Genomic DNA, 14,793 nt, shown 5'->3' with positions numbered 1-14,793 from the left:
TATTAGAATGAAACATTTAGGTTAAAACCAATAGACCTTTGGGATGGCAATTGTAATCCGGTATCCCCTTGGGTTAGGGTATAGGTATCCAAGTCCCCATAATAATCGTCCTTGGTCCAATACCATAAATTCCTACCAATGACCGAGAGAGACGCAGAGTCCATGAAGGTCCTATCCAATAATTTTTTACCCACATTATAGGTAAGCACCACTTCCCTTAATTTAATAAAGGTTTTGTCCTTGATGACACTTGGCCAATCTGCCTTATAACGGCTCGCCCAAGACTGGTAATCTACCTTATATTCACTTGGCTCAAACACCCTTGTGTCGGTCAAAATATTTCCGTCCGGATCATATGTAGCTTCCCCCGATACAATCCTAACTCCTTCTATCTGCATTGTCTTAGCATCCCCGCCATTGACATATGCGATGTTGGACAGTTCCCTTTCTGGATGAATGGCGTCTGGATGGCCACCTGCACGCCAAAGATCGCGCTCATATGCATCCTGGGTTACACCTCCAAATCTACCATCAAACAAAAAATTCATCGAAAGATTCTTATAAGAAAAAGAATTATTGATACTAGATATAAAATCAGGTTGGGTATTTCCAGTATTTACTTTGAAGTCCGTTCTTTTTGGCAGGCCATTTTCATAAATAATAAGTTGTCCGTCCGGAGATCTTTCCCACACATAATAGAAATAATCCCCAATTGGTGTACCTACTTTGTTCCTGAAGTTAGCCCCAAAATCCCCTTCCCATTCGGGAATTGTACCATCTGGCAATGGAGGTAGGGAAGTCAGATAATTTTTGGATTTATCAAAATTTATAATCGCTGACCAGTTAAAATTCTTTGTCCTAACCGGGATTGCCGTAACTGAAAAATCCATCCCCCTTCGCTCTGTGGTCCTACCGTTCAACAGCACCCCCTCATAGGCCGAGGCTGCTGAAAATGGTTGGGTGAATATCTGTGGACCATTCTGATTTTCGTAATATGAAAAATCGATGCCTAGACGACTATTTAAAACTTTCATCTCAAAACCATATTCAAACGAATTCGTAAATGAAGGCCTTAGATCAGGGTTTTCCAAGGTGGAAGGGAAATTGGCAGTTGGTAAATTTCTATATCTTCCCGTAGAATATGAATTGGTTGCTTCATAAATACCCAAATCGCCACCAACTTGTGCATATGCCGTTCTCAATTTTAAATAGTTAATAGCACTTGGTAGTTTAATCAAATCGCTTAACACGATACTGGAATAAACAGATGGATAGAAAAAAGTGTCATTGGCCTCTGGTAGGGTTGATGACTTATCCACTCTTCCGGTCATCCCAAAAAATATTCTATTTCTATATGAAAAGTCCATTACCGCATATGCACTGTAAACACCTTGGGAATACTTGTAACTTGTAGGCGTAACCTGATCAACTGAATTCTGTAATGTAAACACTTCGGGAACAATAAGCTGGGTAGTAGAGGCATGTTCCTCCTGTCTATTCAGATATCGTTGATTACCCCCCAAAGTGGCCTCCAAGGAAACATCTTTATTAAAAAAACTGTCATTATAAGTAATCAGGAAATCAGTGTTATTTTCAAAATACCGATATGCATTATACCTAAATCGGCCACCTCTATCAGGGATATCATAATTGTAAATATCCTTGGAAATTTCCTCATTGTCCGTTAAGGAATATGTACTCAGGGTACTTCGCACAAAAGCATTTATTTTATCCGTAATCTTAAAATTCACCTTGGCGTAGGTAAGTATGTCATTTTTAGTCCAGGGTTTTTTCCAATTATACGCCAAGGCATATGGGTTATTGTAACGCCAGTTTTCCACAAAGTCCTGTTTTATTCCTTCCTTACCTGGAACCCAAACATGCTCTAAATTTCTTACGTCAAAGTTGGCTCCTCCCCAGATACTCAACAAATAGATTGGGGAAGTTGGGCCATAGGACCCCCTAATTCTATTATCTGAATATTGATAATTGTACTGAAGGGAAGCATCTACCGATATGGCATCGGAAACATTTAAAGTACCAGTTAGCCTTAGGGTGTTAATATCCAATTTTTGACCTGGAATAGATCCCTTGGCATGTTTATACGAGTTGGATATTACGTAATTACCCTTTTCCGAGCCAGATTGTAAGGTAACGTTATTGGAGGTTACCAATCCTGTTTCCACAAAATTACCTAGGTTATCCGGTCCTCTGGAAATCCATGGTGTGGGTATCCTTTCACCTGTTACGGGATCAATGGGCGAATCTGATTGTTTAATCAACCTACCATCAAATTTGGGTCCCCAAATTGAATAGTCAAAATCATTGATCCCACCGCCCCCGGCCGCTCCAGTACCAAATTCATATCTCCCAGTATTTCCTGGACCGTATTGTGTCTGAGCTTTTGGAATTCTTAAAAATCCTGTCTGAAAGGTAGTTGAGCTGTTAATGGATACCCTGGTGCCATCAATTCCTTTTCCCGACTTCATGGTTATTTGTAGGGCCCCGAACTTACCCAAGGAACCATATAAGGCCGAAGCGGCAGCACCTTTTAGTACGTTTATACTCTCTATATCATCTGAACTTATATTCCAAAAATCGGTATTGGGTTGGGGCACACCATCAACAACTAAAATAGGTTTCTCTCCCCTTAAAAATATACTTGGGTCCGAGAAAAAATCGGCTCCATTGCTTATTACCGTTAGGCCTGCTACTTTTCCGGACAAGGATTCCAAAACATTTGGGGTAATTGCCTTCTGAAGTGTTACCCCTTTCACCTCTTGTGTAGCATAGCCAATCCGTTTTTTTTCCTTTTTAATACCCAAGGCGGTAATTACCACCTCCTCTAAGGCGTTACCGGCGGTTAAAACTATTTTCAACTCTTTTTCAACACCCAATGTTATTTCTTTGGTCTCAAAACCCACATAGGAAATGACCAAAATGCTTCCGGGAGCAACCTCTATTTTAAATTTTCCATCAAAATCTGCCACTACCCCATTCGTTGTACCTTTCACTAAAATAGAGGCTCCGGACAAAGGAATTCCTTCCTCATCCATAACAGTACCAGTTATTGATTGTTGCCAGTTTGCCTCTGTCATTATTGTGGCCATGGCCTCAGCCTTTATGTTGTCTTCCAACATATTAGCGGTAAGGAGCTGTACCACTCCAGCGGAGAATAACAGCCCTAAAAGTTTAGTTTTTCTTTTGTTCATTGTTGGTTTATTTAGTTAAAAAAATTAAAAAACAATTTTACTTATAGTATAATTTTTGACCTAAAATAGAAAATTTATTTCATCAATGTCATTTTTTTTTACAAAAAAAGACTAAAATATTTACCAATAGTTAAATTTATTGATACCTAATTATTAAGATTTCGTTAAGGGAATCCAAACAAGTACAGCTCAAGAGAGATGCTAATGTGACACTTGTTTAAAACAGAGAACAATGCAGCCAATACCCCACAACCGCATGCTTAACAATTTGTAAACATGGGCCATTAAAAAGGAATATCATAAAAGGCAAAAACAAAAAAGTGGGTTACCACACAAAAAAATCCCTATCTCATTTAAGAAATAGGGACTTTCAAAATTTTTAAGCTTATGTTTATTAATCGATCAACCCAAAAGCTCTGGGCAACCAAAGGGATAGTTCAGGAATATAGGTCAGGATCAACAATACGGTAGTCATTGCTGCCAAAAGGGGCAGTAATGGCTTTATAACTTTTGTGACCGGTACCTTGGCAACACCACTACCTACAAAAAGTAAAGTACCTACAGGAGGGGTACATACCCCGATACACAAATTGAGTACTATTACCATTCCAAATTGTACCGGGTGCATTCCCAATGCCATAACCACCGGCAAGAATATAGGCGTAAAAATAAGTACCGCCGGGGTCATATCCATAAACGTACCCACCACAAGCAGTGTGATATTTATAAAGAGAAGTACCAATAACGGGTTTTTTACAGATTCCAACAGGAAACCGGTCAATGACTGGGGAATGGATTCAAACGAGAACAACCAAGACATGGCCATGGACGTGGATATCAAGAACATAACAATAGCCGTGGTTTTGGCACTCCTTAGCAGGATTGGCCTAAAATCACTAAACTTTAGCTCCTTGTTCACAAATCCGAGTAAAACGGCATAAACAACTGCTATGGCCGCTGCCTCTGTGGCCGTAAAAATTCCGGCTACAATTCCACCAACTACGATTACCAATAGGGTAAGACTTAGAATGGCATTTTTAAAATCGTGAAACAGCTTTTTAAAACTCACTCTTTCCTCCTTAGGCAAACCTTTTTTTCTGGCATAAAAATAAACCATCAACATAATGGCAAGACCTACCAGAATGCCAGGTATATATCCCGCAATAAACAAAGCAGCTACCGAAGCGGTACCCCCACTGGCCAGCGCGAAGATTATTAGTACGTTACTTGGCGGAATTAGAAGACCAGTAGTTGATGAGCTAATATTTACGGCAGCACTGAATTCCCTAGGGTAACCGTCATTCGCCATCTTTTCGGTAAGCGTACTCCCAATGGCCGATGCTGCGGCAATAGCCGAACCTGAAATTGCGCCGAACAACATGGCGGAAATAATATTAACATAGGCCAATCCTCCAGGCAAACTTCCTATAAGCGATTTTGCAAAATCGATGAGGCGGTTGGCAATACCCCCACGGTTCATAATTTCCCCGGCCAGAATAAAGAAAGGAATAGCCAATAATGCAAAATTATCGATACCCGTGGTCATTCTCTGACTAACCGTGGTAGTCGCAGGCATATAGGCTATATTGATCAATAAGGTAATTGTTGTAGATATCCCAATGGCATAAGCCACAGGTACACCATAGGCCAACAAGCCCATAAAACTAATAAACAATACTAGGATACTTATGGTTTCAATACTCATTGTTGTTGGCGTTAAAGGTTATTTTTATGTGATATACGGAAAAGAAAATGATCATTAGACCACAAATAGGCACAATAGCATAAACATAGCCTAGTGGCACCAATAAAGCAGGGGACAATTGCCCCAACTTTAAGGTGGTATACACCAAATTACCTCCGCCAATAACCATAATGACCAAGGCAAAAATTGCCATCACTACCTGTATTATCCTATGTCTCCTTTTTTGTTTGTCAACTGGAAGTTTGGACAATAAAAAATCCATGGATAGGTGTCCTTCCTTTTGTCCATTGATATAAGCGGCACCCAAAACCGTTAACCAGATCAACGAAAATCTGGCGAATTCCTCAGTGAAGGAACTGGATTGGCCCACTACATATCTGGAAACTACTTGCCAAACCACATCCAGCACCAATAAACTAAATATTAGTACCAACAACCCTTCAATGGCCTTATTCAATATTCTGTACGTTGTATGCATTATTGATTGTTAATTTGGTCGATTATTTTTTTCATTTTTGGATCCTTATTCAGTTCCTCCAAAATTGACTTGGTCTTTTCTATAAAGGGACTTTTATCAGGATTATAGATTTGCACATTGGCCTTTTCCAGGATCTCCATCCCTTCCTCAACGGTTTCTTGCCAATATATTTTTTGTTTTTTAACACTGTCGTCCGCCGCATCCTGTAACCAAGCTTTTTCCTCATCATTCAAGGTATCCCAAAATTTGGTACCTACCACAACTACATCTGGCACCATACTGTGTTGGTCCAAGGTGTAAAATTTACATACTTCATAGTGATTGGAAGTCACAAAAGAAGGAACATTGTTCTCCGCACCATCTACCACTCGTTGTTGAAGTGCCGTATAAAGTTCACCATAGGCCATAGGGGTAGCAGAACCTCCTAGATCATTCACCATATTGACGGCCATCTGATCGTTCATAACCCGGATCTTTTTTCCCTTTAAATCTTCGGGCGTCTTTATAAATCCGTCCAAAGTATAAAAGCTTCTACTTCCCGCATCGTAAAAACATAGGCCACGTAGCAAATATTCACTGCCCCCTTCCAAAAGCTCCTTTCCTACAGGACCTTCCAACACCCGAAACATATGTTCACTGTCCCTAAACAGATACGGAACTCCCAAGACCCTATATTCGGGTGAAAAACTGGACATGGAGGCCGCACTTACCTTGGTCATGGCCACGCTCCCAATCTGCAATAATTCCAAGACCTCCCTTTCCGTACCTAACTGGCCATCTGGAAAAATCTTGATCTGCAACTTTCCGCCCGATTTTTTATGAAGTGCCTCTTGCATTGCCAAAATACCCTTATGGACCGGATGGGTTACGGGCAGGGAGTGGGCAAAGAATAAGGTTTTATGATCTGTAATTTCCGAACAAGAATATAAGCCTAAACATGCCAGAACACCAAAAACAACAACTATTTTTCTCATTAGGGATTTATACACTTGCATATACATTTTATTAATTTTACGTTAACGTTAACGCAATTTTCCTTTACATTTTATTTCCAAGCCTTAAAAATACTCTTTTTTTAAACTTTAGCAACAATTCCATACAATTCTAGCCAAATAATTGCGCCTTCCTTAATTATTGCCTCGCCATTTTAAGTTTTAATCACATAGCTTCTATAAGCATTTCCCTAATGCCTTTTTCCAGCCCATAAAGCTCTGCCATCCCGATACCTCTCCCAATGAGTGAATATCCGGAGTAGAACTCGTCCTTTCTTTTTTTATCATCCAACAACACATGTCCGTGATCTGGTCTGATAGGAATGGCCACCTCTCCAATTCCACTTTCAAATCTCCTTTGTTGCTCCCTCACAATTTGGAGCATTATCTTGGGCATAGGTATAGACCCATCCAAATGGGCAGCCTCATAAAAACTACCGTCTTCTTCCCTAGTCACATTTCTTAAGTGTAAAAAATGAATCTTAGGTCCAAAATCCCGTATAATCCTTAAAAGGTCATTGCTAGCTACCGCTCCCAAAGAACCGGAACAAAAGGTTAGTCCGTTACATGTGGAAGGAAAACAATCCAAAATATATTTTAAATCCTCATAGGTAGAGGCAATACGGGGAATTCCAAAAACGGGGAATGGAGGGTCATCTGGATGAAGTGCCATTTTTACACCCAACTTTTCGGCCTCAGGAATAACTGCTTTTAAAAAATAAGACAGATTTTCCCTAAGGACCGATTTTTCAATTTTACTAACTTCCTCCAGAGTTGACCTAAAATAGGAAAGTGGTATGGACTCTTTTGAACCGGGCATTCCTGCCAAAATAGCATTTTTCAGCAGCTCGCGCCCCTGCTGATCCAAGGCCTTATAATACTTTTCGGCCTTATTGACCATTTCCTCGGAATAGACCTCAGCGGCCCTATCCCTTTTTAGGATATATAAATCAAATGCAGCAATGGCCATTGGATCGTACAATAAGCTTATGGCCCCTGTTGGAAGCACATAATTTAAATGGGTACGGGTCCAGTCTATCAATTGCATAAAATTATAGCAGACCACCTTAATGTTATTTTCCGCCAAATTGCGGAGGGTTTCAATATAATTGCGAATATAGATATCCCTTTCCGGAAGACCGTATTTAATAGCTTTGTGTATATTAACGCTTTCCACTACGGACCATTCCAGGCCATGGGATTCTATTTCCTTTTGTACCCCCCTAATAACATTGGTAGACCAAACTTCCCCAATGGGAACTTGGTGGCATGCAGTGACTACACCATCTACTCCCAGTTCCCTGATATCGTTTAGGGAGACTCCAAAACTGGGTCCGAACCATCTAAGTGTCCTTTTTAAGTGTTGCATGGATTATACTCCGGAAAATGAACTGAATCCGCCGTCTATATCATAAATGGTACCCGTCACAAAAGAAGAGGCGTCGCTAAGCAGATAATGTACCATTCCATTAAGTTCGGAGGCGTCCCCAAAACGACCCATTGGAGTGTTGGTTATGATTTTTTCTCCCCTGTCCGTAAAGGATCCATCTTCATTGGTCAATAGTCTTCTATTCTGATTTCCGATGAAAAATCCTGGAGCTATGGCGTTCACCCTTATCTTGTCACTAAACTTGGACGCCAGTTCATTAGCCATCCATTTGGTAAAAATATCCACTCCCGCCTTGGCCATGGAATAGCCCAACACTCGTGAAATGGTCTGTTTGGCTGCCATGGAAGATATATTTACTATAGATCCATAACCTTGTTTGGCCATAATTTCACTTAGCACTATAGTTGGTATAACGGTACCGAACAAATTGATATCCACTACCTTTTGGGTATCGCCCAGCTCAATATCATAAATCGTCTGATCTGGTTTTAAAGTAGCCCCGGGAATGTTTCCTCCTGCCAAATTTACCAATCCGTCCAACTTCTTAAACTTGCTGATTATAGTATTCTTCAATTCGGTTAATTGCTTTTCGTCCATCACGTCCAATACGAACAAATGTGCACTTTCAGAGGCAATTGCATTCAGTTCCTTGCATTTGTCCTCCAGTTTATCCAAAGACCTGCCCAAGAGCAATACCTTCGCCCCGTTTTCTACAAGATACTTGGCAATTGACCCTCCCAAGGTACCAGTAGCACCGGATAAGGCAAAAATTCTATTTTCGATCGAAAAAAGTTCACTCATCAATTCCATTTTTTATTATTCCATTTTAACAAAACCCAAATATAACTATAACATAAGGGTACAATAATAAACATAATATCCAATACTTACCCTAGGCCACCTAATCAAAAGTTTGCCAGATTCAACAAATCTCCCTAGTTCCCAATAATAATTGTTAGGTGCTATTTTTTCGCCATTTTATAGGCTTCAATGGTAGTGTAATACTTGGTTATCATATTCGGCACTTCCCAATTGGGCAATTGACCCTCTTCCAAATAGCGCAGATAATTCTGGGTAACTTGGGCAAAATGTGCTTCATGACCAATTTTAAATTCATCGGGAATATTGATTTTCCACATATCCTCCGACACTTTTTCAGCTTTGGTTCCGGCGAACATGGAGTTTATATGCTGGTCTATTGCCCCGGTCATAAGATTATCAAAATTTTCCCCAACCTTGGATTTGATATATAAGGTAGGCTTGTAATTTTCTTCCGCTCCCTGTTTTATAATTAAGTCGCTCTTGGTTCCCCTCATAATACTATAATGGGTATCCCCTGTGCCTTCGGGTGCTTCATAATTCCATATTACAGAAACCTTGGCATACTTGCCCTTAATTTTATATAACATTTCCCCATTACAGTACACCTTAAGTTTATCACCATCCAAATCCTTTTGAAGGTAATCCGGGTAAGTCTCCAAACCGGTAACCCTTTGAAACTCCTCCAAAGTAAGTACAGTAGGCCAACGTTTTGCCTGGACCATTTCTATGTCCGTGCGGTTAATGATCTCCTCCGGAAAAAGCTCCCATTGTACCAAATCCACCAAATGGGTGGTTACATCCACAATTCCCTCACCCTCTTCATTTACATCAAAGAACCATGCCGGTCTAACCAACGGCTGTCCTGAAACGTACTTGAAGAAATGATGCACACTTTCTTTAATAATGGCGGGCTCTTCCAAACTTCCCTCCAATACTTGACCAAATACTTCTGGCAACATGGAAAACTGCCGTTGCATACCTGTGGTAACCTCAAAACGTTCTGTCATAATATCGTAGATCATGACCCCCTTTTCCTCTGCTATCATGAAGGCCTCCTCCAATTTCTGGAATCCTTCCGGATTAATTACCAATGGCTTATCGGCATAAACATTTAAACCGGCTTTTACCGCTGCCAAGATATAGTCTATCTTTTTGGAGTTCTTCCCTGCAACTACCATGACATTTCCCGGTTTTTGGGCAATCATTTTCTCCAAATAATCAGGCCCAAAATAACTGTCTACCTTCCAATGAGTGGGGTTTTCCGATCTTGTATTGTAAGATTCAATTTTGTTTAAAAAATCGTTTACCTCCGGCCCTTTTGGCGCAAAAACATAAATGGTGGAGTCTACCCCCTTGTACATTGTTTTTTGAACTAGGGCGGCATGAAAATGCCCTGGATCCAGGGTCATTAATCTAACTTGATCCGGTGTATTGTCCATATCGGATTTTACCTTTTTTTCACTTTCCCCACAACCTAAACACAAGATTGCCAATAGGGCTAATATTTTATACTTCATGTATTGGATTTTTTTATCGATAACAATAAGCCCTCCATTGTTCAACTTATTTTTTTGACCAAAGGAGGGATTATTTTCACCTCATTAAATATATAACATGTTTCCTAAACTTTCACATAGTCGGTCCCATAAGGTTTTCTCTGGTCCCTGTGCAACATGGCATTGGCTTCATCGTCATTGATAAACATTTCTTTCTCGTTGTCCCACTCCAATTTTCTATCGAATTGCATGGCAATATCACTAATCAGACAAGTTACACAGGCCTTATGTCCTTTTTCAATGGGTGAAATTGGTGCCTTTCTTGTTTTAATACAATCCAACCAGTTACCATGCTGATCATCGATCTTCTCCAAATGGATCTCGTTCTCACCAATTACGGATTCCAATATTTTGGGATCGGAGGCATTAAGGGCTTTACTGCTCTTTTCTTGATCCACAGGATCGGAGGCCGAAGCTTGATATGCACCGCGGGACACAAAGATCCATCCGTCTGTACCTTCGTAACGTATTCCGTTGGTATAACCGCCACTAGTGTATACCGTAATTCCATTATCATATTCGTGTTTTACAAAGAAATCGCCATGTACGTTCCACAGCCCTGATTTTGGAAACTCTGCCAAAGCCTCTACAGATTTCGGCCCTGTTAGTTCGGTATCCATTCCCCATGCCGCGGAATCGTAATGGTGCTGACCCCAACCCGTTATCATTCCTGCACCGTAACTTCTTAAGCGAAGCCAACCCGGCCTACTATAATCGTTCTGCGGGTGAACACCAATTTCAGTATAAGGAACCTCTGGCGTTGACCCCAACCACATATCAAAATTCAAATTTTTTGGCACTGGCATTGCAGGAGCATCCGGTCCGGACGGATCCCCGGGAAGTCCTATCTTAACAGTATGTATTTTACCTATGCGACCATTTCTCACCAACTCGGCTGCTACCCGAAATTGGGGCATTGCCCTCTGCTGGGTTCCTACCTGAAGTATAGCTCCCGTTTTTTGAACGGCATCCCGCAATTGCTGTCCTTCCCTTACTGTAAGGGAAGTTGGTTTTTGAAGGTATATATCCTTTCCTGCCAAAGCGGCTTCCATGGCAGGTTGGGAATGCCAGTGGTCCGGAGTACTGATCACCACCGCGTCTATATCCTTGTTAAGTAACATTTCGCGATAATCATCATAAATTTTAGTGTCCATATATTTCTCCTTCCCAGTTTTCTCTTTGTAGAATTTGTCTACCAAAACCTTTGCATCGGCCGCCCTTTTGGAATCCAGGTCACAGACCGCTACATAACGGGATTGATCATATCTAATGGTATCGCGAATATCATGATCACGAGCTATTCGTCCACAACCAATTTGTCCGATATTGATTTTGTTGCTTGGTGCGTTTTTTCCAAAAACACTTGCAGGAACAATGGTTGGGAACCCAACTACTGCCGCAGTGGTCAACAAGGAGTTGTTAATGAACTTTCTTCTTTGCATTTTTTATTTTATTTAATTCACAAATTATTTGATTGAAAACCGGACCATTAGCCCCATCCTCAAATTTACTCTTTTACAATCTTAGGCATCCCGGCGAAACTTTTCCAATAGGATTCAGCTTCGTCGGCCGTGAGTTTTCCCTCAAAAACCACCATCCTATATTTTAAGCGATAATCTTTATTTGGTTCAATTTTCCATTCTTCATGACGAATGGGACAAAATTCAAAAAACATATCTCCCCTTCCCCCATTGCCATCTATGGGCCAAATCCTCATAGGTTCCGGATGGGATTTATTTTCCGGATAACTCAAAAAAAGTACACCATTGGTTCCTTGTCCATTCGCGGATTCCCCGGTCACCATACACCAACGTGCATTGGTCCCATCCGCGCTAAGTCGGTCATTACCCTCGGATGTAAGAACGGTACAGTTATCCTTATGCCAGCGCTCGGTAAACCTCATCCCCAAACCTCCTCCATAACGATAAGCTTCAAAAAGAATACCATTCTCCAGTGGAGAATTAAATTGGGAGGTATAATCTACCATATATCTGTCCGATTGACCCAAATCCCATACTTTCACCTCCAGGTTTTCATTCAGGGCAATTCGGTTATCCGCTTCGGCCTTTAAATGGATATGCTCCTGATGTGCACTAAAGCCTGCGTAGACCGATCCGGAAAAAGTATCGTTAAAGTCCTTAAAAAGAACTGTCCCCTGTCGCTCCACCAAATTCCAAAAATCTACCCGTTCCCCTTCAATTTGGGTATGTGTCCATGGACCCCATATACCGTAATGATGATAATGGTCCGGTGGTTGAATACGGCTAAGGGTATCTCCTAATGGCGATAACAAAGGATGAATATACCCGGATTTCCGAAAGATGGAATCTACCCCCTGAGGGGGATAGGTCATTCCATATCTATAGGTCAGCAAGGGAATGGATGCTTTTGACAATTGAAGATTTCCATTGCTTTTATGCGCTTTTATACGTTCAAAATCAGAGGCCTTAGCCTCTTCCTTTACTAATTCATAAGACCCATTGTTGTTAGGCTGGTGAACAAACCATAGCATTTTCTGGTCATTATCTATCTGAAAAGGTATCTGTTCCCCATTGTTCATCAACACCAAATTACTCAGGGCGTCTATATCTCCCAACCCTAAAGTATCAAGCTGTAGAGAAACTGGGGAGGCTTGTGAAATACCATCCTTTTCCGCTATACTAAACTTATATGACCCGCTATGGCCACATGACTGTAACAACAGTAAAACATAACCAAAAAATACATACTTCATTTAATACAGGTTTAAAGGATGGAATTTACAAAAAACAAATTAACTCAATTCAACTATTATTCTTCGGGTATGGTTGTCAGGGGCGGGATGTTATTTTCAGCCCCTGGATATCCTTCGTTTTGATTTATTACTCCCTGCGTATTGGCATTGATTGCCGAAGCTGGGATTGGCCATAAAACATGATAAGGACTCATGGTATACTCATCGCCATGTATGGTTTTGACCCCCTTATTATAAAAATCGGTCACCTCCATGATCCTATCATACCAAAAATTATCAGTAGAGAAATTATCCAAATTATACGTCTTCCCATTGTAAGCAGCCTTACCCGTCTTGGCAAAAATATAAGCTATACGTGTAAGTTCTGTTTTCCTTCCTTCCTCGTAATACAGCTCCCTGGCACGCTCGTCCAAGATATAGGCAATATCCACATCGGCAGCAGTAATCTCATCAGCCTCTGCCCTTCTTCTTACGACATTGATATCATCTGCCGCAGCCCCTAAATTACCTTTCCAAAAATAAGCCTCGGCCCTTAACAAATAAGTTTCTGCAACCCTATACACGTACCAATCACCGTGACCACCTGCAGGTTTCACATTTAAGGGATCTGGAACAAAAAATTTGTAATGTGGAAAGCCATACCAATTTCTGATGGTATCTGAACAAAGTGGTGTTCCATTTGGCAAATAAAGTTCCAAATTCTTTCCATAATATGGGTTTCCTGAACTTTGTAGGCTAGGTGCATTGTACACCAAATCTTCCATATCGTACCAATTGCCCAGCTTATGACGTTGATCGTTATTGGCGTTTTTCCAAATCTCCTTTGTACTATAATGGGTACCCCTATTTCGACCAATACCCCTACCTATTGCAGTGACCTGATCGATATCTATTCCCGGGGCATCGGACATACCGTTCTGTCCATCCGGAGTATTAATAAAACGCCACCAGAGCGGAACTGCCTGTCTTTGAATACTGGTTCCCCCGGCATAGTCCCCATTGTCCTCATAACCCAATCTATCTATAACCACCAATATCCCCTCCGTATTTCCCGGAATACTTTTGTTTTCCACACGGTGCAGATCCCAAGTAACGTCCTTTGCTGCGTTACCGGCATCAATTCCAAACCTGTCCGTTGTTAAGGTATGTGTACCACCCTCTATTATTTGTGTTGAAGAAGCTATTGCCTCATCAAAATCGCCCAAGGCAAGATTAACTTTCGTCAACAAATGCAACACTGCATCCTTATTGATATCGCCATTGTTGGCCACGGCATTTACCAAGGGTACTGCCCTATTAAGGTCTTCCTGCATTTTTCTAAGAATAGTTTCTCTTGCCGTAGTTACAAAATCTAGGCGGGCAGAAGTTATCTCTTCCAAAATCAAGGGAACATCCCCAAATTGCTGGGTCAACCTATAATACCTATAAGCCCTATGAAACAGGGCCCGTCCCAAAATATCATTTTTCTGCGCATCACTCTCAAAGGTGGCATCGTCCAATCTTCCTATTACGGTATTGGCGTATTTTATACCCTTATAAAACTCCTCCCAAAACCATCCTATACGGTTAAAGTTGGCACTATTTAGGTTGGCATCGGGTAAGATCAGCAAGTTTAAATCCTGGGCAGGACCTGATTTGTCCGTAGTTCCTTCTACAGAAACCTCAGAAAATATATTCTCTGTAATCATAGGTGCACCGTCACCATAAAATTCGGCCCTTAAATTCCTCATAGCCTGTGACAAAAGACTATTGAGTCCTTCCGGCGTATCCAAGGCGTTACTTGGGGTATAGAACGATTGCGGATCTGCATCCAAGAATTCTTCCTCACAACCCGTGAAGGCAACGGCCAAAATCAGGGTAAAGCTTAAAAAAGATCTCCTATAGTTGTATATAATATTTCTCAT

General features: G+C 41.0%; 10 protein-coding genes. All 10 read right to left on the bottom strand.

The genetic code is table 11. From position 1 onward, the window contains the following. Nucleotides 1-2: 2 nt before the first annotated feature. The 10 genes from B9Y87_RS00130 to B9Y87_RS00085 all read right to left on the bottom strand — a co-directional run bounded on the left by B9Y87_RS00130 (nt 3) and on the right by B9Y87_RS00085 (nt 14,793). On the bottom strand, nt 3-3,212 hold the full coding sequence (locus B9Y87_RS00130; RefSeq protein WP_085495025.1) for a SusC/RagA family TonB-linked outer membrane protein: 3,210 nt from the start codon (nt 3,210-3,212) through the stop codon (nt 3-5). 394 nt (nt 3,213-3,606) lie between these two features. Continuing rightward, on the bottom strand, nt 3,607-4,917 hold the full coding sequence (locus tag B9Y87_RS00125) for a TRAP transporter large permease (protein ID WP_176225564.1): 1,311 nt from the start codon (nt 4,915-4,917) through the stop codon (nt 3,607-3,609). Continuing rightward, complete coding sequence (locus B9Y87_RS00120; RefSeq protein WP_085495022.1) at nt 4,907-5,395, bottom strand: TRAP transporter small permease; 489 nt, start codon at nt 5,393-5,395, stop codon at nt 4,907-4,909. Before B9Y87_RS00120 ends, B9Y87_RS00125 begins: the two co-directional genes overlap by 11 nt. After that, a complete protein-coding gene (locus B9Y87_RS00115; protein ID WP_085496554.1) occupies nt 5,395-6,369 on the bottom strand; it encodes a TRAP transporter substrate-binding protein in 975 nt (324 codons plus the stop codon). The genes B9Y87_RS00120 and B9Y87_RS00115 overlap by 1 nt, the downstream gene beginning before the upstream one ends. Nucleotides 6,370-6,553: 184 nt before the next feature. Beyond that, nucleotides 6,554-7,756, bottom strand: coding sequence for a mannonate dehydratase (gene uxuA / locus B9Y87_RS00110; RefSeq protein ID WP_085495020.1), 1,203 nt, complete (start codon nt 7,754-7,756; stop codon nt 6,554-6,556). A 3-nt stretch (nt 7,757-7,759) separates the two neighbouring features. Further along, nucleotides 7,760-8,578, bottom strand: coding sequence for an SDR family oxidoreductase (locus tag B9Y87_RS00105; RefSeq protein WP_085496552.1), 819 nt, complete (start codon nt 8,576-8,578; stop codon nt 7,760-7,762). 161 nt (nt 8,579-8,739) lie between these two features. Then, nucleotides 8,740-10,116, bottom strand: coding sequence for a putative oxidoreductase C-terminal domain-containing protein (locus tag B9Y87_RS00100; protein WP_085496550.1), 1,377 nt, complete (start codon nt 10,114-10,116; stop codon nt 8,740-8,742). Between the two features lie 104 nt (nt 10,117-10,220). Beyond that, nucleotides 10,221-11,597: a Gfo/Idh/MocA family protein gene (locus B9Y87_RS00095; protein ID WP_085495018.1), complete on the bottom strand. Its 1,377-nt coding sequence runs from the start codon at nt 11,595-11,597 to the stop codon at nt 10,221-10,223. Between the two features lie 65 nt (nt 11,598-11,662). After that, nucleotides 11,663-12,889 carry a DUF6807 domain-containing protein gene (locus B9Y87_RS00090; protein WP_085495016.1) on the bottom strand — a complete coding sequence of 409 codons (1,227 nt, stop codon included), beginning with the start codon at nt 12,887-12,889 and terminating at the stop codon, nt 11,663-11,665. 56 nt (nt 12,890-12,945) lie between these two features. Beyond that, a complete protein-coding gene (locus tag B9Y87_RS00085) occupies nt 12,946-14,793 on the bottom strand; it encodes a RagB/SusD family nutrient uptake outer membrane protein (RefSeq protein WP_085495014.1) in 1,848 nt (615 codons plus the stop codon).

This window comes from Arenibacter troitsensis, from assembly GCF_900177645.1.
Taxonomy (GTDB): domain Bacteria; phylum Bacteroidota; class Bacteroidia; order Flavobacteriales; family Flavobacteriaceae; genus Arenibacter; species Arenibacter troitsensis.
The sequence above is the reverse complement of the archived record's forward strand: the minus strand, read 5'-3'. Positions and strand labels throughout refer to the sequence as shown.